This is a genomic window from Sphingobium sp. 3R8 (assembly GCF_020166615.1).
Taxonomy (GTDB): domain Bacteria; phylum Pseudomonadota; class Alphaproteobacteria; order Sphingomonadales; family Sphingomonadaceae; genus Sphingobium; species Sphingobium bisphenolicum.
Map to the genome: position 1 here is coordinate 1 of NZ_JAIQXR010000028.1, position 19,595 is coordinate 19,595.

The following is a 19,595-nucleotide window of genomic DNA, read 5'->3' on the forward strand; positions in this document are numbered from 1 at the left end:
CTGGAAACCCCCCATTTTTGGGAAAAGCTAAACAAGACGATGACCAAAAGTCCGATAGAGATTATGTTTTCTCGGGAAAACTGAAGACTTTTAAGGCTTTGGATTTCGTTGCCGGTTGGACTTTCAAATCTGCAGAGTATATTCGTGGACGGAATGCTGCCGCTGCACTCGTTTCGACTAATTCTCTATGCCAAGGCGCTTCAGTGCCTCTACTATGGCCATCGGTTCTTACCAACGAATTAGAGATTCATTTTGCGCATCGATCTTTTAAATGGAGAAATAGCGCAGCGAAAAATGCAGCGGTGATTTGCGTAATTACCGGAATTAGAAATGTATCTAATTCAAAAAAACGCCTATTCGATGAAAATATCGAAACTTCCGTCGATCATATCAATCCATATTTGGTTAACTATGAAGATGTGCTAGTGAGCGCATCCAACAAAAGTCTATTTGGACTCCCCCATATGTCTTTTGGCTGCATGCCATATGACGCTGGAAATCTCATTTTATCTCCAGAGGAAAAGTTTGAGTTCATATCCAGTTATCCAGAGTCGGAAAAGTTCATTCGCAAACTCATGGGGTCGCAAGAGGTAGTCAAAGGCATTGAACGATATTGCCTATGGATCTCTGACAATGACGCTAGTGAAGCGCTTAATATTCCTGTGATTGCAGACCGTGTCGAGAAGACGCGAATAGCTAGGTTGGAAATGAAGGATGACGCCGGCATAGCCTTGGCAGAAAGACCTCATCAATTCAGAGAGCATATTTCTTCAAGGCATCATGCGATCTTGATTCCAAGTGTGACTTCTGAACGACGACCTTATCTCCCAGTTGAAAGGGTGGGCGCTGATGTCATTGCTTCCAACCTCAATCAGGTTTTGTACGATGCACCTGAATGGTGCATCGCAATCATCGCATCGCGCCTGCATCTCACTTGGATCGCCACCGTATGCGGCAAATTGAAATCCGATTTCCGCTACTCAAACACCCTTGGTTGGAACACCTTCCCTGTGCCGAAATTTAGCGAGGGACAGCTAGAGGATCTGTCAGCTTCTGCCCGTCGCATCCTAAAATGCCGTTATTCTCATTATCCGGCTACGATCGCAGAGTTATATGATCCGGATAAAATGCCTCATGACTTGAGGGAGGCTCACCGCGAAAACGACGAGCTGCTCGAAACGATGTATATCGGCCGCCCATTCCGCAACGACACCGAAAGGCTGGAAAAGCTCTTCAAGCTTTATGCAGCCAAAACGAAATCGTTGGACAAACAAGCCTCGCAGAAAAAGGGGGTCTGACGAATGGTTGAGATGCTCAATGTCACGTATGGCAAGTCCACGGCGAAGACTAACGCCTTGGGCCAGCGACCGATGCAAGCTCGCACCTATGAGGCCCGAGCGGCGCAATTTCTGCTGCTGAAAGCGCCTCCGGCTGCTGGCAAAAGCCGTGCTCTGATGTTTGTCGCCCTTGACAAGATGCGCCACCAAGGCCTGGCAAAAACTATCGTCTGCGTTCCTGAGACGTCTATCGGCGGGTCTTTCCGATCTACTGATCTAGCCCGCGACGGCTTTGAAGCCGATTGGGAAGTCGATGATCGATGGAACCTGTGCCTAACTGGCGAAGATGCAGACAAACAGAAAGTGAAGGCGTTCGCAGCCTTCATGAACAGTGATGCCAAGGTGCTAGTCTGCACACATGCCACGTTCCGCTTTGGTTTTGACGAAGTGGTGCGGAATATCGGGATAGAGGCTTTCGATAGCTGCTTTATCGCCATTGACGAGTTTCATCACGTATCAGCGTCCGACAATAATCGTCTTGGCGTGATCCTCCGCAGCCTGATAATCCGCGCCGAATGCCATGTGATGGCGATGACCGGCAGCTATTTCCGTGGTGACGCCGATCCGGTCTTACGGGCTGAAGATGAGGATCGCTTCACAAAGATCACTTACAGCTACTACGAACAGCTTGAAGGCTATGAGTTTCTCAAGGCTCTCGGGATTAACTACGAATTTTACAAAGGAAAATACATTAACGGGCTGCCGGGGGTACTCAACTCCGACCAAAAAACCATTGTTCATATCCCGCACCGCGGAGCGTCCGAAGCGTTCGACGACAAATACAATGAAGTTGGCAAAATCATCGATTTTTTGGGAAAGCACGAAGGACGAGATCCCGAAACTGGTTTTGATTTAGTGCGTCGGCCGGACGGTCGTATTCTCAAAGTTGCCGATCTTGTTGACGATGGACCTGGGCGAGACATCGTAAAGGCTTCCCTCACCCGCGAGATTAAAGGGTCGGATGGACGTCGTGATGATGCTGCGGATCGTGCCAAGGTCGATATTATCATTGCTCTAGGCATGGCAAAGGAAGGCTTTGACTGGGTGTGGTGCGAACACGCTCTGACGATCGGCTATCGATCCTCGTTGACCGAGATTGTCCAAATTATCGGGCGGGCTACACGCGATGCTCCCGGCAAGCCAAAGGCACTGTTCACAAATCTCGTGGCCGAACCTGGCGTCGAGACAGGTATCGTAACCGATGCTGTGAACGACATGCTCAAAGCGATTTCTGGTTCGCTTTTGATGGAGCAGGTTCTGGCACCGAATTTCAAATTTTATCGCCGGGAAGATGGTGATGTGCGCGCCCCAATCGGCACTGACAGCGAAGGCAATGTGACGATCGGAATCAGGGGCTTGATAGAGCCTCCTACCGATCGCGCTCGGGAAATTTGCGAAAAGGATATGCAAGACCTGATGGCGACGGCGTATCAGGAAATGGACCGCCGCGTGCTCGTTCCAGACACAGCACCTGAGGTAGCGACCCAGATGGTGCTCTCCGACATTATCGAGCGACGCTATGAGACCCTCGATCCTGAAGAAGCCGAGTCCATTCGGCAACATCTTGCAGCACAAATGAACGTGCTAACGCTGGCTCGCAAGGAAGCGGAGCGAAGTTTCGCGGAAGGGCAATCACCGCTCAATGGAACCTCTGCCCGGCTCGTCAGCGACGTGAGTGATGAAGAGGGGCTGGGCACCGCCCCCAACACATTGCTTGAGATGGTAAGAAAATTTATCAATGTCCGCGATATTGACGTGGAATTGATCGACAGCGTTAACACTTTCCAAGAGCGTTTCGAGGTGGCATCGAAATCGCTTAACGCCGAACTTTTGGCACACGTGCAGTCCGCTATGGTTGCGCTCCGCATCAATATGACAGGTGATGAGGCCCGAACCCTCTGGCCACGAATAAAAGCATTTCGTGTCGCCGAAGGCCGAGAGCCAAACGTGCATTCGGCAGATCCACTCGAAAAACGCATGGCCGAAGCACAGGCTTGGCTGAAGGCTGAGAAAGCAAAGCGCCTTCGCGAAGGTGCTCTGTGATGCGCCCGAGCCTGGACGACATCTTTGCTGAGAACGATGAATATGGGCTTCTGGAGGTAAAATCCCGCAACTCGCGCTTAGACCCATCTCATGACCGAGGGGTTGCAGGTCTGCGAGAGGTCGCAGCTTTTACCGAAAAACATAGGCGCCTGCCTGATCCAGATGCATTGGATCACGATGAAATGCGATTGGGCGCGATCTGGCATAAAATTCGGGAAGCACCGACCGATCAGATGCGTGCCGCAGACAGCCTCGGGCTGCTGAATGCAATCATGCCTGTGTCTGCGCCCATTAGATCGTGGCGTGACGAACCCTCGGACATGGATGTTCCGGAAAGCCTCGATGACATCTTCGACGATGATGATCTTACAGTGGATCTTTCTCTGACCGAGTTGAAGCACACGACACCGTCTGCTGACCGACACATGCCAGACCACCGAGCGGAATTTGTACATTGCCCAGATTTTGAGAGGTTTCAGGAGCGCTTTGAGACCGTACAGCGAGGGCTGGAAAGCGGCGAGCGCAGCGCAAAGCCGGTAAAAAAGTGGTCTGTTATCGAACCGATCGAGGGGGACTTCTTCATCAGGAATGGGCTTCTCGCCATGATCGCTGAAAAGTCAGAAATGACCGCGAGGGGCGGCTCACGCGATCATCGGCTACGAGTAATCTTTTCCAATGGCACGGAGAGTGATCCTCTAATGTCGTCCTTCCGCAAATCGTTGAACGACGACAAGACTGCGCGAATTGTCCAGAAGATCGGGACTGGTCCGCTCGATCCCGAGTGGGAATCCGACCAATTGGAGCTATCTGGCACGATCTACGTAGCTCGTTCACGCTCCGATGATCCTGCGATCAAAGAACAGCGGATGATCCTGCACAAGATCGGCGTGACAAGTCAGGATGTTCACCGCCGTATCGCCGATGCGCGCAACGATCCGACATTTCTCTTAGCCCCTGTGGAGATTCTCGCGACTTATCATCTCCAAAATCTTTCACGCCAAAAAGTAGAAAGCCTACTCCATCGATTTTTTGATGTTGCGCGCCCAGCAGAGTTATTCATCACCGACAGGTTCGGAAAAAAGGTGTCCCCCCGGGAATGGTTCTATGTGCTGCCTGAGCACGTAGCCCAAGCAGCGGAATTGATCCAGCAAGGCCAGCTGCATCTCTACCGTTACGACGTCGCTTCCCAGAAGATCGTTCGGAAAGCTTGAAAGGCAGCGCCGTAGGCAGACTACGCAGGAGGTTAGCGCGAACGGTCTTTGTCAGATCGCGCTGGTTTCTCCCAAGCCTGGTGAAGATCGGCTTCTAGTACGCCACCACTCCTGATGCGATCAGCGACGAGCTGGCGCGTCGATTCCCCAATGGATGTTACCATGCGGGCGCTTTCCCCCCGCTCGCGAGCGGTGTGCATGGCAGCATCAACAATGCCTTGCGCTGCGACCAACCGGGTATCGGCTAAATTATTCTCAGGTGAGTTCTTCAGGAACGTGGCGGCTAGCCGCTCCTGCCCGGGCGCATGGCCAGGAGGAAGGATAGGGCGTTCCAGCGCCCGCACAGCCCGCTGAAGCTGTACGGACTGCTGAGCATTGATTTGGACACCCAGCGCCGCACCAATCTCACGGACACGCTCCAGAGGCGTCTGTTCGGCCGAAATGACCGCATCGACTTGCCGCACCCCGAGATAGGTCAGGAGGTGCGATTGATAGACCGGCCCTTTAGCGTGGCGAACATAAGCCAATTCGGTGCGGGCATTAGCGATTTGGGCTGAAGGCGCGTCGTCAGCAACCAATGCCCTCAAGCGCTCGTTCGCCTGCTGTCGCGCGGTCGGAAGATAGCGTTCCAACTCATCGCGCACCTTGTTCAAGGTCACGCGGTAGCGCTGGCCTGTTGGCGGTGCGCGTTGCGGAAGCAACGCAATGCCATGCGCGCCGATGCGCGCTTCCGGGGCTGCATCACGCTGAACGGCAGCGCCAGCCAGAACGGCGACCATCACACGATGGTCGCCGCTCAGGAAACCGTGGCGCGACGCTTCCATCCAAGCTGTCTTGTCGATCGAGGCGATGCGGATCGGGTGTCCGGCCTCGCGCGCAACCTGTGCTGCATGATGGCGCATGGTGCGGCCATTGCCTTCGCGGAAGGAATGAATGGCGTTGAGTTCGTTGATGTGGTTTCCAAGCCGATCGAAAAACTCATCACGTGGAAGCCCGCGCAGGTCATTTCTCGCGGCCATGTCCGAGAACACCTTGTCCATTTCGCGGGCGATATAGGGGGGCGCGGCGAAGCTGGAACCGCCCTTGGCGATGCTGACGCTGCGATCTTGCCCGGCCCAATCATAGAGGTCTTGGAACAGGTGCTTGTGAAGGGCGCGGTATCCCTCAGCCGTACCGGGAAAGACAAGGCGCGCGGCGTGTGCGCCGCGCGCCAGCGTCAGCCGTCGCTCAGCTTCGTTGAGCAGCGCATCATCGGTAATCCCAAGCCGGTTCCGCAGGATGTCGGTGCCGGGATAGGTGTAGGGGTCGTCAGCCACTGTCAGGCTGCTGGGGGAGATGATCCCGGCTCGTAGAGGCCGAGAATGATCGAGGCCATCAGCGAGGGCGGCACGCCCTCGTCGAGCATTATGCTGAACATCGCATCGTCGTCGTTGCTGGGCGTCATGTCCTCAATGACCAGATTGGCGCGGGCGTCGGCAACATCCTCGCGCCAAAGCGCGACCTGATCGGGCGTACCGCGCTCGAACGCCATGGCTCGCACACGCTCGCGAAATGCTTCAAGGTCGATATGCGCCATCTGGTCTGTCCCTTCCCGCTTTACCTTACGCAATCCATCGTGATTCCTCAACAAATCACTTGAGCCAAGCGCGGTTCGACCGAACGAATGCCTCATCCGTTCGGTCGCACTTTGAAACCGATAAGCATCAGTATTCATTGGATAACATGACAGTCATAACGCGTTTGGTGCGTTGCGCATCCCATGGTGCTTCACTGCCGGAGGTGAGAGTTGGCTCGTAATAGTCAATCTTCCAGAACACCGTCACCTCTATCGCCTGATCGTCATCGGGCTGGTCCTGCGTCCATGCGCCCGAAACGAGGCGATAGATTGCCCCGAAATCATGCTCACCATAGGGGTCATTGTTGTCGTCAAATTTCGAGAACGCCGCGATCAACGCCAATGCGGCGGAACGGTCATGATCGGGGAGGGCCTGAAATCCCATCGTCGCGCTGGCAAGGCATGACACGCCGGGAATAGCGCGCGCAGCGTCGTTGAGGCGACGGATGGCCTCGGTCTGTTCAGGGGTCTGCATTTCCTATTCCTTTCATCTGGCATGGGCTGCAAGGCCGTTGGGCCGGGCAACCCTGCCGTTCCGGCGAGGAACGGGATGGGGAGGGAGGGCGAGAATCTGCCGCTGGCGCGGGCGAGCCGTCCTAGCGCGGCCGATAGACCGCAGGGCTTCGGGTGCTGCGCTTGGCGGATTACACGGGCGGCCGATTGTCGTGCGGGAACGAAAGGGCAGCGCCCTTGGTGTTCCCTCCAAGCGAAGTCCCGACAGGGGTGTGCCACGTGGCGCACCCCGCGCGAGGATCGTCACCCGAATGGGCCGAGACGCCCGCAGGGTGGCTTGGTCGGTGCCAGAGGCAGCGATAGAGCTGTACCCGGAAGGGTCGCGCCCAAGCCTGTCTTCACCGCATGTCTTCGTACCTGAGACGAATTTTGGCAGCAGGAATGTCCTGAAGGTTTTTGCGGCTCCGATTGCCGCCGCCCAGGCCCTGCCATTGTCTTTCACGCGCGCGCGCTGATGCCAGCGACAAATCCATCAGATGGGCCACCGCCATCGCAGACTTACCCATATCGAAGAGACGGTAGCAGATCTCGACGCCACGCGGCGTCAGACAGCCACTGTGATAGCGGTTATCGGGCCAGCGAGGGTCGAAAATCCCGACCAATTCACTACCCTCAAGCGACAGTTCACCATTTACCGCCTTGATCGCGCCAATACGCTGGCGGACGAGTTTGCGGATGCGCCGATCGAGACGCTTCAGATCATCGCGCAATGCGCGCTCGGTCGCGTCAAAGAACAGGCTGCGCATATTTATCATGCCAACATAGCGCTTCTCGATCGTGCGTTGCTCCAGCAGTCGGCGCAGCGCTTGAAGGCGATCCAGCGCCTCATAATCATATTGCTGCCGATCAGGCATGAAAGCGAGGTGATCGCGTACCCAACTGTCCGTGCTAAGGTCGGCAGTGACCTGATCGAGATGGTGCGCGATGCTGTTACGCCTGCCGATCAGCGTGACCATTTCTGCGCGCTCATCTGGCGTCAGCACCCCATCCTGCACCAAGAAGTCAAAGGCACGCTTCACCTTCTTGCCTTCCGATACCGCTGGCGCGGCCTCCGCCGCGCCGTCCCGGATCTGCTTCCAGCGTGCCTGCGTTTCAACGGCCTCAACGACGGAACGCTTCAATTCCTCCGCATGGTAGAGGACCAGGATCATTTGCAAGGCACGATGCCGGATCATGCAGCGCTCAAGTTCAGGCAGTCGCCCCCGATAGGGGTCAGTGTAATGGCGTTGCTGATCCTTCCACAGCGGCGCATCATCCGGCATGGTAACATCCCATGAAAGTTTGCTGTCCGGCGCACGGGGCGACCCCGGCTTGGCGCACCGACATCATCGGTCCGGCCAAGCGGTTCTCGCACGCGCGCGGCAGCCTCGATTTAAGCGCGAATGATGATCTCGATCGAGGATTCCGGTACGTTGAAGCTCGCGGCCAGCCCCGCTTTGGCGGCGGCGATCGTCAGTCCAGACGTGGCCTCTTCGGCCCTGCGCTTCACCGCGAATTCTTCTACGCTATGAAACTCAAGCGCCTTAAAGTCGCGGACGCCGCCGTTTCCATCGGTGTAATCGCTGTCCTTCCAGTAAGCGACCGGATTGCGCGCGCCGGTCCATTCATCTTCCCAATCGACATGCGCGAAGTGGCTGATGTTGATCTTGAACCTTCCGGGGGTTTCGGTCGAGGCAACGACGTCCGAAATCTTCCCGACAAGAAACGCCGAACCATGCGGTTCCGGTCCTTCAGGCTCATCGTTCGTATTCCGGCACATCACCAGATAATCGCAACGCGATGCGCGAACCCGATCGAGCGCCCAAGATTGAGAGCCACCGTCCGACAGGATCGTTTCGACGGACTTGGACGTGAAGACAGCTATAATGTCGCTCATTGATACCTCCCTGATTCGTTGAAACGGTATCTGACATACCTTAGACAAGGTATCAATATACATTGCCGATGTTATGGCACTAGATCTCAGTTTTATATCAATGATCGTCAAACTTATGCCCATGCGCCGCGCGGCCTTGGTCGCGCGGCGCCGCGCGGTTTCGCCAGGAACAGCGCAAGCGCCCGTCCTGCCGTGGCAGGGCGGGCGCGCTGGGGGCGACGGGCCGCATCACACCTAATCGCGGGCAAAAGGGAAGGGGGCCGGTTCGCACCAGCCCCCAAGCCGTCAGGCGTCCTCGTTCTCGGTCATACCCTCTTCGTCCATGATGTCGCTGTCCTGCTCCATCCCGGTATCGGCCTGATCGAACGCGCCGATCTTCATGGGCGCGGGTAGCCAGCCAGCGGGCAACCGTTCTGATACGTTGACGGCAAGGTCGGCCTTCTTCTTGATGGTAGCGCAATTCTCGGCGCTGGGCGCGCCCACCTCCTCGCGCAGCACATCGATCAGCGCAGCACGGCGCATCTTGTCGAACAGGGCGATGGGAGCCTTCCACCGCGCCGCGATGTCCACGCCGCTGGCACGGGCGATCTGCTCGAACTGGTGATGCCGCTGCCCCGGCGAACCGCCCGAAAACACGGTGCCGTCCACCGTCATCGCGACAAGACCCGCCAGCAGCGCCATCTTGTCGTCACCTGTCATAGCCCGGATCGCGTCGAACCGGCCCTGTTCAGGGATGGCGGCAAAGCGAGTTGCCATCACTTCCTCTACCGCCTGCACATCGCTGGTCGACATTAGTTCGTCAGCCACATCGGTCGGGACCATCTTGGCCTGAACCTCTGCCGCCATCTGATAGCTGTGTGCGCCGTGCAGCAACTGGCCTGCGAGGCTGTCCAGCATGATGTCGAGCGCCAGCGCCGGGTCGGCGGCGACGGCTTCCTGCACGATCCGCGTCTTGATCCGCGAGAGGTCCGCGAACAGGGCATTGCTATAGAGCGGGGTTGGCCCGTCATGGCTTGCCTTGGGCTTGGGTTCGGCCTTTGCGCGATAGATGCTCTTGCCCAGCGTCCCGTCCCGCGAAATCCACAGCGCTACGCCGCCAACGGCGATCTGCTCGGGCGTGAATACCCGCTGGCCGTCCATGATGGCATCCTGCTCGTCCACCAGCGGTTCGATCCGTTCGCTGTCTTCGCCTTCATCGTCGGCAATGGCCTCGATCTCGGCGGCAAGGACAGCAAGGCGCTCGCTTTCAGCCTCGGTCGGTTCGCGGGTAGCGGGATACATGCTGCCTTTCATGTAGAGGTCATAAGGCTGCGTGATCTGCGCACACACTTCATACCACCCGATGCTGCGATACTCGGCGGCAATGGCTTCCAGCTTTTCCTCTGCCAGTTCCTCCACCAGTTCGGGGGTGTCGGCAAAACCTTCGTCGCCTTGGCTGAACAGGTCCACGGTGATCGTGCCGCCCTTGGCCTCATAGGCTTCGCGCCCAACGAACAGGAACAGGCCGCTGGTCGTCTCGACCTTTTCGGTGGTGAGCATCCTGCGGATGGTGTGGGCGTGGCCGTTCGCAGCCTTGCAGACCTTGATCTGGAAATCATGATCGTCGGTAAGGGTGAGCGCGCGCGCTGCTTCGAGCGACAATTGATCCTTTGCGATCAGCTCGATCAGCACCGGAGCCAGCGCAGAAAGGCGCAGCATCTTATAGACGAAGCTGACCGCCTGACCGAAGCGGGCCGCGATTTCCTCGGCGTCCATGCCGGTATCGCGCAAGGCGGCGAAGGCGCGGATGCTGTCTGCCGGGTGCATGTCCTCACGCTGGAAATTCTCTGCCAGCGACAGTTCGATGGCCTCTTCCTTGGTGCGGACTTCGACGGGGATGAGGTCGCTGTTCCTGACCTTTTTGCGCTTCACCAGTTCCTTGAGGCCGCGATAGCGACGCCCCCCTGCGAAGACCCAGAACAGGCCGTCTTCCTCATAGGCGACAAGGTTCTGCAGCAGGCCGTGTGCGTGGATGTCGTCGGCCATGGAGTCGATGGCGGCGGGCTTGATGCGGCGCTGATTGAGCGGGGAAAGGCGAAGCTGCGACAGCTTGGGGGTGATGATAGCCATGATGAAAGCTCCTGATCTGTAATGTCGGGAATGGGGGAGGTCAGCCTTCAAGGGCTGCAAGTTCGTCAAATTCGGCAGAGGCGCGCGTTGCGGCATCGCCTGCGTAGGTCGCGCCGGTTCGGGGGTAGAAGAACACCCGCTCGCCCTTGCGATAGGGGGTGCCGTCCTGACTGGTCCCGTCCACCTTGGCCCGCTTCCAGTAGGGATCGCCCTTGTATCGGGTGTAAGCCATTGTCCTTGTCTCCTTTCCTTGGGCTGAAAGCCGCTTGCTCTGCGGCATGCGGCTCTGCCCCTCCGGCGAGGAGCGGGATGGGGAGGGAGGGGGAAAATCGATGGCCTGGCGCGGGCAGGCCGCCCTAGCGCGGCCGACGCCCCGAATGGGGCGACGGGTGCCGCGCTTGGCGGACCACACGGGGCTGTCGATTTTGCTTCGGGAACGAAAGGGCAGCAGCCCTTGGTGTTCCCCCAAGGCAGCGGGCCTCCGGGGGGGGGCCGTGGACGCCCTACGAACGCCACCGCGCGCTACAGCGCGGCTGTAGGGGTGTGCCACATGGCACACCCCCTCACGCGAGGATCGTCACCCGAATGGGCCGAGACGCCGGCACGGTGGCTTGGTCGGCGCGTGCGCCGATAGAGCCGTGCCCGACAGGGTCGCGCCCCGCTTGTTACTGGTCCCTAGAAGGTTCCGCTGGCCCTTCAGCAAGATCCAATGTCGCATCAGCGCCAAGATAGGCCCGCGTAATAGGCCCATAATCCTGCGCTACCTCGCGCGCGAAGGCCGCAAAGGCAGCAATCGTCTGGCGCATCGAAACCGCAAAGAGGTTCAATTCGTCCATTTGAACGCGAAAATAGTTGCCCAGCGATGCTGGCATACGTGCCGCGGTGGTTGAAACCTGATCGCTATCCCTGCTGGTATGCCCGTGCTTGGCTAGTTCGTAATGAAGGTCTGTTTTCATCTGACCGAAGGCTGCCAGCATGGACAACATCGCACCATGGCGGCGGGAAAGGAGCACAAGATTGTCGACGTAATCGGGCCTTTTCGCCGCGATGAACACTTCCAGTTCGTCAACCGAAAACGATACGGAGGGTTCTCGGTTAACGCCCACGAACGCGGAAAGTCGTTGGGCTATCGTCATTTCGCTATTACCGGCCTGCTCAGCCTGAGCGATCCTTCCTTCGATCTCATTATGATAGTCGAGGATCGCATTGACCAGGACACTGAGCTTAATGAACACGCGGCGCGCAGCCACGACCTCTGCTTCCCGGCGTGCCTTCTCGTCACGCGCGACCAGTTCCTTCGTGGCGCGACCGGCGAGCAGCCGCGACGGTACGTAGGCCAGCAGCGCGCCCAGGATAGCTGTAGCAAACGGGACGCCGTAGTCTTTCCATGCACTGCTGCTATCGGCAGCCGCTTGGGCTACTGTGACATGGAAATCGACCAAGTTTGCCCCCAGCGTAGTTGTGCGCAATGCGCTACATAGTAGCGCGCGCTAAAGCGGTTAAGGCGAAAGTGCCGATCGTACCACCGGGCAGGATCATTGCTGCAAATGCAGGGTGCGAGATTGCGGCTTGTAGGCGCATCGATTAGTCGATCAAACCCAAGTCCTTGCCAGGACATAATATGATGGAGTTTGCTCGTGTCCGAACCCGCTTCGTTCGATGATTTCTTTGCCAAGGTCGATGCGACGCTTGCCGAGCAGAAGGCGGATGCCGCTGAGGCTGAAGCTGCAGCTCCTGCTAAAGCAGCCTTCATCGAGCAGGCTGTGAAAGATGCAGCCGCGATCGCCGAGACCTACAAGGCGCAACTGGCAACCCGCGGGATCACTATGCAGGTCTCAACCGGGGCGACGGGCATTGGCGTCACGTTGGTTCACGGCAACGGACGCAAGCGCGCGCTGCACATGAACAAGGCAATATCGGGCGACCATCTGGAAATATCGTCTGTTCAGCCCAACCGTGAAAAGCCTGATTTCCGCTCGACCGATGGCGTTTCCTATCGGCAGGGAAACTACTCTGACGCGGTGTTCAGCGAGAAGCTTCAGAAGCTGATCAATGACCACCTTTTTGAAGCAAGGCATCATGATGGGGTACGCTGAGGCCAACCACACCGCACTGGCGTCACAATCCCGGTCGTGATCGAACGACCTGCGCCGCGCGCCCGCTTGCGGGAGTGCGGCGCGCGAATTTTCCCGATCAGCCCCGGCCCGCGTAGGGCCGGGACCGCATGGCCGTCAGGCTGCCTCCTCCAGCGTTGCGGCTTGCTCTGCGCCCATATGGCTCAATAGCCAGTCTGCGGCGTCTTGTGCTTGGCGCGCGGCAGTGAAGATGCACCGCTTGTCATTGCGCAACGCCTGCAACCAGCTCGACAGGTAGGCGGCATGGTCTTCGCGATCATGAAGTTTGATGCCGATCGCGCCGCTGACGAATGCGGCGCCCAGCTCGGCCACCAATTCCTCCCGTGCGTAGTCCTCTCTCTTCGTGGAAAGGAGGGTGGGACGGGCAAGCCGGTCCTGATGGCCGCTGGCGTGGCATAGTTCGTGGGCAAGGGTCGAATAATAGTCGTCGCTGGTATGGAAATCGGCAAAATGCGGCATGACGACATGATCCGCGCTCGGCCGGTAATAGGGCTGCGCACCGTGATGGCGCACCGTGACGGGCACCCGGCCAAAGAGCGCATCAAGCTCGGCGTCGCGGTCATCGGGATTGGTGGCGGTGATGATCGGCACGGGGGTGGGATATTGCGCCTCGATGCCATCGATCTGCTCGGCGTTGAACACCGTGTAGCGTTTTAGGAAAGCAACCTGCCGCTGCCCCCCTTCACCCGCTTCGCCGTTGGCTTCACCGTGGCTGCCATCCCCCACCATGATCTTGTTGGCATAGACCACGGTTGATCCCTTCTCGCCTTTGCGGACACAGCCGCCCAGCGCGAGCGCCTGTTTGAAGGTCAGCCAATGGGGGGAGGCAAAACCTTTGGTCATGGAAGCGACCCACAAGGTCAGGACGTTGATGCCACGATAGGGCACGCCGGTAGAGCGCAGCGGGATGGTGGGCGCATTGCTGCCGTTCCACGATTTCGACCAAGGCCGAGTGCCAGCCTCGATCATGGCGATCATCTGGTCGGTGATTTCCTGATAGACGTCGGCCCGGTTGTCGGTGATGCGTCCCATGATTTCGTCCTTTCCACTTGAGGCTGAAAGCCGCTTGCTCTGCGGCATACGGCTCTGCCTTTCCGGCGAGGAACGGGATGGGGAGGGAGGGCGAGAATCTTGCTCCTGGCGCGGGCGAGCCGCCCTAGCGCGGCCGACGGCTGCAAGGCGTCGGGTGCCGTGCTTGGCGGATTACACGGGGGGCACGATTGTCGTTCGGGAACGAAAGGGCAGTAGCCCTTGGTGTTCCCCATGTGTCGATGGCCTCCGGGGGAGGGCTGCGGCGCGTCAAACCATGCGCGCGAGCTCTGCTGGGTGCGCCACAGGGGCACCAGCGCGAGGATCGTGACCCGGATGGGCCGAGACGCCATCGGCGGCTCGGTCGGCGCCGTAGGGGCCGATAGAGCCGTACCCGCAAGGGTCGTGCCCCGCCTCTTACCTTGACCGAAGATAGGCTGGCGCTATGCGCCATCGCGGGTGGCGGGCCGGAATGCGACCACGTTTCCCGTCACCCACCACATGCAAGTTTCAGCTTCAGCGCGGATCTGCTGCCCGGCGAAGCGGTAGGGGAAGGTCAGTCCTGATCCTCGTCATCATCGGCATTGAGTGCGCCCATGAGATCGGAAACACTGGCGAAGCGCTCCACGCGCCCTTCGGACGCATCGCGAAGTGCGGCCTGGGTGGTGGCGTTAGGGACGCGGATGTCGAAGGGCAGGTTCTTGTCGGAGGCGACGCGTACCAGCATCAGGCGGATAGCGTCGGACACAGACAGGCCCATCCCGGCAAGCACTGCGCTGGCTTCCTTCTTCAAATCGGAATCAATCCGAGCACGTACTACGTCGGCCGCTGCCACTTTAATCACCCCATTGAAATCATCTGAGCCACATTGTAGCTACAAAGCGTAAATGGCTTCTTAACGGCACAGAGTCAACCACTACCCCTCTCTGCACTCTCCCGGGAGCACGTGGAGAACGGAGAGCACGTGGGAGGACATAAGCACATTCGAGCACAGATAAAGGCGCCTGTAACCCGTTGAAAACAAGCCGAAAAAACGGGTCTCTCTGAAACATATGTTGCACAGAATGATTTTAGTTGCATTAACTTGCGCAAATAATCATACCGTAGTTGCAACGAGCGCACATCCTATGTTGCGCGAGTCAATACCTAAGTCATTGAAAAACGACAATAAATCTCGCATAACCTGTTTGTCGCCGCAACAGGGCCGCGACACTATGGAGTAAATCGAATGGCGACGACCAGGGAGGCGAGTGCGATTACGAAAAAGCAGCTCGCCATGCGCGAACTGCACTGGCCGGGTATGGAAACCTGGCTGTGGAATCGCAAGGCTAACAAGGGGTTTGCAACGATCCCCAAAACGATGCCGTTGATCCTCAAGATCATGGACGAGATGACCAAGGGGGCGCCGGTATCGTCGACCTACCTGACCTTGTGGTGCCATACGTGGGACAACTCGTATGTCATCCTGAACAAGCATAGCGACATGGCCAATGCCTCGGGTTTCGGCGGTCAGCGCGGTGAACATACCTGGGCCACCCGGATGAAGAAACTTCAGGAACTGAAGTTCATCGACATCAAGCCGGGCAAGTCCGGGCCGATGGGCAACGCGATCATCTGGAACCCGCACTTCATCCTGCGCTGGCATCATTCGGTGAAGACGCCGGGCCTGACTGCCACGAGCTATGCCGCCCTGCTGGAAACGGCGCTGGAGATCGGCGCGGGCGATATGACCGTCGAGTGGACGCCGTTTCCGCCTGATGGCGCGCCGCCGGTCATTCCGCAGCCTGTCATCGACGCGGCAGCCAAGGCCAAGGTGGACCTGCCGACCACGGGAGGCGCGGAATGAGACCCGTAGAGATTACGGGCCGTTTCAAGCGCGATTACAAGCGCGAGAAGCGATCCGACGCCACGCTTGATACCGTCCTGCAGCCTGTACTCGACATGCTGGTCATGGACGAGGTGCTGCCGACGAACCTTTCAGACCACCCGCTCTCCGGTGACTGGAAGGGCTACCGGGACTGCCACGTCAAACCTGATCTGGTGCTGATATACCGCAAGACCGAAGAGGCGCTGGTCCTCGCCCGTATCGGTTCGCACAGCGAACTGTTCGGATGACCCGCGCGCCCGATCGGGGCGAGGTCCACGGCCGCCAAAGGCGCCGATGCCTCGCCCCGCAGGGCGCCTGCCTGCTCGATCAAAGCCACTGCCCGGCAAGCGAAGCACTATGCGTAGTGCCAAGGACAAGAGTGCCAGCGGCCAGGGCGGCGAGCGTGAACAGGACCACTCTTGTCAATCCGCGACAATGCCCGCGCGTCAACGCGACGGCGCACCCGCTCGCCACGGCGAGCAGCAATCCAGGCCCCATTTCGTAAGAACGATGCCGGGGAGACGATTGGGCAGCAGGTAAGGCATATCCCGAAAGATGCGGCCGAGCAGGACCGCGCCAATCACCAGTGACAGCGCCAGGCCCCAGCGCCCCACCAGCGCGCAGAATCCCGAACCGCGCTGCATCACCGGCCCCTGCCATCCACAGGGACTGCCGACCGCGCGGGCCGGCTACTTTTTGAGGGTGCCGACATCGCATCCCTCTGGCACCTGTGCCTTTTGGATCGCGAGCTGCCGCATGCCTTCATAATCGACGCCCCACAGACCTGCACGCTGCGCCGCCGCTTTACGCATCAGATCGACATAGGCGCCACCTGAATAGACGCGGTAATCGACGGCGTAGCCTTGTGCGACCATCGTGGCGCCGACGCTCGCCTTGTTGCCGGGGAAGCGGCACGACAGGTTGAGCCGCCCGTAACTCTTGGCCGTAGTGCGGCACTGCTCTTCGCGCCGCAGCGCATAGTCGAACAACGATGCCGAACAGGTCATGCCGCCGTCGCGCCGTGCCAACTCCCGCAACGCCTCGCTGGCCATCGCCTTGAGCTGGGGACGATCATCGTCAGGAGCATCAATGCCAACGATCCGCACCCGCCCATTGGCAAAATCTACCGTGTCACCATCGATGATCCGCGGGGAAGGGGAGGATAGCTGGGTCTGCGATGCCTCCACGAGCGACGCTTTATTCTGGGAAATGGAATAGACCGCGACGATCACGAAGGCCGCGCCCATCATCCAGCGCTGGAAGGGCGGGACACCGGGGAACAGCTTCATGCCGCACGTATCTCACGCAGAAGGTCGTTCCAGTCGCCCCTATGGGGCGGCAGCTTGGTGAGCAGTCGGCGACCGTTGCCAGTCAGGTTCGGCGTCGCTCGCTCCACCGCCCGCGCAGCCTCGACGCCATGCTGGCTATAGACGATAACGGTATGGATGCTCTCTGGGATGGAAATCCCCTGATAGCGCTCGATACCCAATACCGGCCAGACGAAGTGACCCGGTTCGAGCAGGTTCATGACACTTGCGGCATCTTCGACGCCTTCAGCGAGACGCAGGACGCCGTCGCTTGGGATGCCGCCCCACCGCACCGCACCGACACCGGGATGACCAAGCATCCGCTTGGGTTCGTCCATATCGGCCTTCCAGCGGCCATCGGGGGTGAGGAACGTGCGATGGATGGCGACGACGCCAGCGTCTTCCTCTATCGGCACGATCAGGGCGGGGGCGAAGGCTTTGGCGGCACCCGCCCCGCATTGGCATCGCGGATCGAAGCGCACGTTGATCCCCGCCGGCACGATCGCACGTGCGCGCAGATAGCGATCTGCCAGCGTACCGGGGAACGGATCGGCGTGACGCCAAACGGCGAGTGCGAGCTTGTTGAGATCTGCCTTGCCCTCCTGGCGCTGCCCCGGATCATGGTTGGCAGGCGCGAGGATCTTGCCGGACCGCAGGGCCGTCATGATCGCCTCTGCCGTGCATCCCGCGAAGCAATGGAACAGCACGGCCCGATCGCCAACGCGGATGGAAAGACTTGCCTTGCCATCGGTATGGGCGGGGCATTTGCACATCGCAAAATCGCCGGTCCACCGACCGCCAAGCTGGCGAACAATTCGATCTGCCTGATCCTCAATCGTGGCGGTATGCCGTCGGGCCATTTAAGAGACCTCCGTTGAAGCGCGGCATCACGGTATCGCAGTGCGATATGTGACACCAGCGAAAACATAATAAATCGCTTGTAGGACGATAATGGAATTAGAGCTACTTTTGGAACGCGAACTCACGACGCAACGCCCTCCAGGTGGGACGATCACCGATGTTCACGTCTGCCAGCATGACACCGGCAAGTGGCATATCAATATCCGCGTGAGCTGGCGCGGGACCGCGCTCTTTCATGTAGGTCTATACGACAAGAAGCGCATCCGATTGTATAAACGCGCTTCTTCAGCGATCCGACATATCATTATGGGCTATGGGTACGAAGGCGTAATAAGCTTGCACCCATATCCCGGCATGAGGGACGAGGCGACATTTTAGCGGGGTAGATTGATCCATCCGGAATGAACCTTTGTCGCTTTCGGGGTGGCCAAGGCAGATTTCTTAACATAGCCTGTTTTCACAAATGGAGTGAAAACATGGCAAATCGCTTGTGTTCATTCGTGTTGTGCATCGCGCCATATCGCGCGTCGAGTGCAGTTCACCCGGCACGTTCAGCCGAATTTCCCCTCGCTTCCAGCGCAGTTGGAGCAAGGCGGCTATACATCCGTCCTGACGCTTTGACTCGGCGGGAGGGGTGATGTGACGCTCTCCGCCGCAGCAATTCTGGGTCTCGCCGCGCAATGCGCGCCTGACGTGGCCCCAGAGACGATTGCGGCGATCGTCCAGACCGAAAGCCAGGGCTATGAACTGGCGATCAACGTCAACGGATTGGCGCGCAAGGTTGCCCAGCCAACAACGCTGGCGCAGGCAATCGCGGTATCGCGAGCCTATGTCGCCAAGGGCTACTCGGTCGACCTGGGGCTTGGGCAGATCAACTCCCGAAACATGAAGGCGCTTGGCCTCACGTGGGATACCGTCTTCGAACCCTGCACCAATCTCGCAGCCACCGGCACCGTGCTCGCTGGCAATTACCGGCAGGTGAGGGGCGCCCATCATCCGCAACGGGCGCTGCGCATCGCGCTTTCCATGTACAACACCGGCTCGCAATCGCGGGGCTTTGCCAATGGCTATGTCGGCCGCGTGGTCGATAATGCCGGCATCGCCGACACGGCCATGCCCGTCACTGCGCAGCCTGTGACCGTTTCCAGTGCCCCTGATGCCGCCGGGTCGACCCCGGCGACGATGCTGGCCGCACTGGTCGAGGAAAACACGTCCGACACGGGGCAGGCGCAGGCCACCCCCATCCCCCCGCCGCCATCGTGGGACGTGTTCGCGAAGGCGGAATTTGAGCGAGCGAGGCTCGCCGGAGAAGGAGACAACCGATGAACCTTGTGTCGCTCGGCGTGCCGACGCTTCCATTCCGATCGCGCGTCGCTGCTCGCATCGATGCGATGTCGGCTCGCCACCGCAAGTTGGCGCGCTTCCTGTCGATGATCGGCCTGGTGGCACTGGCATTGCTGCTTTCGGCAGAACCGGCGCTGGCGCAAACCAACCTCGAAAGTTTTGGCCAGTCTGTGCTGAACCTGCTCAGTAATGGCCTCCTGCGCACGGTCGCCATTCTGGCGATCATTGCCGCTGGATTTGGCTGGCTGACAGGGCGGGTAAACACGGGCGCGCTGGTGACGGTCATCATCGGCATCGCGCTGATCTTCTCGGCGCCCTGGATCGTCGATCAGCTCAACGCCGGCTGAT

Annotated in this window: 21 protein-coding genes; 8 read left to right on the plus strand and 13 right to left on the minus strand. The window is 59.0% G+C overall.

The window, feature by feature from the left end; translation table 11 throughout:
• From K9B33_RS20395 to K9B33_RS20405, 3 genes are all read left to right on the plus strand, one after another.
• Positions 1-1,298 (plus strand): class I SAM-dependent DNA methyltransferase (locus tag K9B33_RS20395; protein WP_318011158.1); only part of this gene is annotated, 1,298 nt, incomplete at its 5' end.
• A gap of 3 nt (positions 1,299-1,301) precedes the next feature.
• A complete protein-coding gene (locus K9B33_RS20400; RefSeq protein WP_224550951.1) occupies positions 1,302-3,380 on the plus strand; it encodes a DEAD/DEAH box helicase in 2,079 nt (692 codons plus the stop codon).
• Positions 3,380-4,591 carry a GIY-YIG nuclease family protein gene (locus K9B33_RS20405; protein WP_224550952.1) on the plus strand — a complete coding sequence of 404 codons (1,212 nt, stop codon included), beginning with the start codon at positions 3,380-3,382 and terminating at the stop codon, positions 4,589-4,591. Before K9B33_RS20400 ends, K9B33_RS20405 begins: the two co-directional genes overlap by 1 nt.
• Positions 4,592-4,623: 32 nt before the next feature.
• On the opposite strand, the gene K9B33_RS20410 is transcribed toward K9B33_RS20405, so the two are convergent.
• The 8 genes from K9B33_RS20410 to K9B33_RS20445 form a co-directional block, all read right to left on the minus strand.
• A complete protein-coding gene (locus K9B33_RS20410) occupies positions 4,624-5,907 on the minus strand; it encodes a Fic/DOC family protein (RefSeq protein WP_224550953.1) in 1,284 nt (427 codons plus the stop codon).
• Positions 5,908-5,909: 2 nt separating this feature from the next.
• Complete coding sequence (locus K9B33_RS20415) at positions 5,910-6,167, minus strand: hypothetical protein (protein ID WP_224550954.1); 258 nt, start codon at positions 6,165-6,167, stop codon at positions 5,910-5,912.
• Positions 6,168-6,294: 127 nt separating this feature from the next.
• Positions 6,295-6,681, minus strand: coding sequence for a DUF3768 domain-containing protein (locus K9B33_RS20420; RefSeq protein ID WP_224550955.1), 387 nt, complete (start codon positions 6,679-6,681; stop codon positions 6,295-6,297).
• Positions 6,682-7,057: 376 nt separating this feature from the next.
• A complete protein-coding gene (locus tag K9B33_RS20425) occupies positions 7,058-7,981 on the minus strand; it encodes a hypothetical protein (RefSeq protein ID WP_224550956.1) in 924 nt (307 codons plus the stop codon).
• 110 nt (positions 7,982-8,091) lie between these two features.
• A complete protein-coding gene (locus K9B33_RS20430) occupies positions 8,092-8,706 on the minus strand; it encodes a hypothetical protein (RefSeq protein ID WP_224550957.1) in 615 nt (204 codons plus the stop codon).
• Between the two features lie 174 nt (positions 8,707-8,880).
• A complete protein-coding gene (locus K9B33_RS20435; protein WP_224550958.1) occupies positions 8,881-10,704 on the minus strand; it encodes a ParB/RepB/Spo0J family partition protein in 1,824 nt (607 codons plus the stop codon).
• Positions 10,705-10,744: 40 nt separating this feature from the next.
• Positions 10,745-10,936: a hypothetical protein gene (locus K9B33_RS20440; protein ID WP_224550959.1), complete on the minus strand. Its 192-nt coding sequence runs from the start codon at positions 10,934-10,936 to the stop codon at positions 10,745-10,747.
• Positions 10,937-11,369: 433 nt separating this feature from the next.
• Entirely contained in the window at positions 11,370-12,146 is a 777-nt protein-coding gene (locus tag K9B33_RS20445) for a hypothetical protein (protein WP_224550960.1), read from the minus strand.
• Positions 12,147-12,341: 195 nt separating this feature from the next.
• On the opposite strand from K9B33_RS20445, the gene K9B33_RS20450 reads away from it, so the two are divergent.
• On the plus strand, positions 12,342-12,800 hold the full coding sequence (locus K9B33_RS20450; RefSeq protein ID WP_224550961.1) for a hypothetical protein: 459 nt from the start codon (positions 12,342-12,344) through the stop codon (positions 12,798-12,800).
• 135 nt (positions 12,801-12,935) lie between these two features.
• Here K9B33_RS20450 and K9B33_RS20455 read toward each other — a convergent pair whose 3' ends face one another.
• Both K9B33_RS20455 and K9B33_RS20460 read right to left on the minus strand, forming a co-directional pair.
• The gene (locus K9B33_RS20455; protein WP_224550962.1) at positions 12,936-13,871 is read right to left on the minus strand and encodes an ArdC family protein; all 936 of its coding nucleotides are present in this window, start codon (positions 13,869-13,871) and stop codon (positions 12,936-12,938) included.
• Between the two features lie 553 nt (positions 13,872-14,424).
• Complete coding sequence (locus K9B33_RS20460; protein ID WP_125999676.1) at positions 14,425-14,703, minus strand: type II toxin-antitoxin system RelB/DinJ family antitoxin; 279 nt, start codon at positions 14,701-14,703, stop codon at positions 14,425-14,427.
• Positions 14,704-15,144: 441 nt separating this feature from the next.
• Here K9B33_RS20460 and K9B33_RS20465 point away from each other — a divergent pair, with 441 nt between their 5' ends.
• Positions 15,145-15,714, plus strand: coding sequence for a hypothetical protein (locus K9B33_RS20465; RefSeq protein ID WP_224550963.1), 570 nt, complete (start codon positions 15,145-15,147; stop codon positions 15,712-15,714).
• Positions 15,711-15,983 carry a type II toxin-antitoxin system YafQ family toxin gene (locus K9B33_RS20470; protein WP_224550964.1) on the plus strand — a complete coding sequence of 91 codons (273 nt, stop codon included), beginning with the start codon at positions 15,711-15,713 and terminating at the stop codon, positions 15,981-15,983. The genes K9B33_RS20465 and K9B33_RS20470 overlap by 4 nt, the downstream gene beginning before the upstream one ends.
• 198 nt (positions 15,984-16,181) lie before the next feature.
• Here K9B33_RS20470 and K9B33_RS20475 read toward each other — a convergent pair whose 3' ends face one another.
• From K9B33_RS20475 to K9B33_RS20485, 3 genes are read right to left on the minus strand one after another with little or no spacing between them, the layout of a single operon-like run.
• Positions 16,182-16,379, minus strand: coding sequence for a hypothetical protein (locus K9B33_RS20475; RefSeq protein WP_224550965.1), 198 nt, complete (start codon positions 16,377-16,379; stop codon positions 16,182-16,184).
• Positions 16,380-16,424: 45 nt separating this feature from the next.
• Positions 16,425-17,024, minus strand: coding sequence for a thermonuclease family protein (locus K9B33_RS20480; protein WP_224550966.1), 600 nt, complete (start codon positions 17,022-17,024; stop codon positions 16,425-16,427).
• The gene (locus tag K9B33_RS20485) at positions 17,021-17,902 is read right to left on the minus strand and encodes a toprim domain-containing protein (RefSeq protein WP_224550967.1); all 882 of its coding nucleotides are present in this window, start codon (positions 17,900-17,902) and stop codon (positions 17,021-17,023) included. The genes K9B33_RS20480 and K9B33_RS20485 overlap by 4 nt, the downstream gene beginning before the upstream one ends.
• Positions 17,903-18,542: 640 nt before the next feature.
• Here K9B33_RS20485 and K9B33_RS20490 point away from each other — a divergent pair.
• Positions 18,543-19,229 carry a lytic transglycosylase domain-containing protein gene (locus K9B33_RS20490; protein ID WP_224550968.1) on the plus strand — a complete coding sequence of 229 codons (687 nt, stop codon included), beginning with the start codon at positions 18,543-18,545 and terminating at the stop codon, positions 19,227-19,229.
• Entirely contained in the window at positions 19,226-19,594 is a 369-nt protein-coding gene (locus tag K9B33_RS20495) for a TrbC/VirB2 family protein (protein ID WP_224550969.1), read from the plus strand. The genes K9B33_RS20490 and K9B33_RS20495 overlap by 4 nt, the downstream gene beginning before the upstream one ends.
• Position 19,595 lies beyond the last annotated feature (1 nt).

Excerpts from the sequence above, each read along its gene's own strand:
- K9B33_RS20400 (WP_224550951.1), top strand. The coding sequence starts at position 1,302 with ATGGTTGAGATGCTCAATGTCACGTATGGCAAGTCCACGGCGAAGACT.
- K9B33_RS20405 (WP_224550952.1), top strand. The coding sequence starts at position 3,380 with ATGCGCCCGAGCCTGGACGACATCTTTGCTGAGAACGATGAATATGGG.
- K9B33_RS20415 (WP_224550954.1), bottom strand. The coding sequence starts at position 6,167 with ATGGCGCATATCGACCTTGAAGCATTTCGCGAGCGTGTGCGAGCCATG.
- K9B33_RS20420 (WP_224550955.1), bottom strand. The coding sequence starts at position 6,681 with ATGCAGACCCCTGAACAGACCGAGGCCATCCGTCGCCTCAACGACGCT.
- K9B33_RS20425 (WP_224550956.1), bottom strand. The coding sequence starts at position 7,981 with ATGCCGGATGATGCGCCGCTGTGGAAGGATCAGCAACGCCATTACACT.
- K9B33_RS20435 (WP_224550958.1), bottom strand. The coding sequence starts at position 10,704 with ATGGCTATCATCACCCCCAAGCTGTCGCAGCTTCGCCTTTCCCCGCTC.
- K9B33_RS20440 (WP_224550959.1), bottom strand. The coding sequence starts at position 10,936 with ATGGCTTACACCCGATACAAGGGCGATCCCTACTGGAAGCGGGCCAAG.
- K9B33_RS20455 (WP_224550962.1), bottom strand. The coding sequence starts at position 13,871 with ATGGGACGCATCACCGACAACCGGGCCGACGTCTATCAGGAAATCACC.
- K9B33_RS20465 (WP_224550963.1), top strand. The coding sequence starts at position 15,145 with ATGCGCGAACTGCACTGGCCGGGTATGGAAACCTGGCTGTGGAATCGC.
- K9B33_RS20470 (WP_224550964.1), top strand. The coding sequence starts at position 15,711 with ATGAGACCCGTAGAGATTACGGGCCGTTTCAAGCGCGATTACAAGCGC.
- K9B33_RS20475 (WP_224550965.1), bottom strand. The coding sequence starts at position 16,379 with ATGCAGCGCGGTTCGGGATTCTGCGCGCTGGTGGGGCGCTGGGGCCTG.
- K9B33_RS20480 (WP_224550966.1), bottom strand. The coding sequence starts at position 17,024 with ATGAAGCTGTTCCCCGGTGTCCCGCCCTTCCAGCGCTGGATGATGGGC.
- K9B33_RS20485 (WP_224550967.1), bottom strand. The coding sequence starts at position 17,902 with ATGGCCCGACGGCATACCGCCACGATTGAGGATCAGGCAGATCGAATT.
- K9B33_RS20495 (WP_224550969.1), top strand. The coding sequence starts at position 19,226 with ATGAACCTTGTGTCGCTCGGCGTGCCGACGCTTCCATTCCGATCGCGC.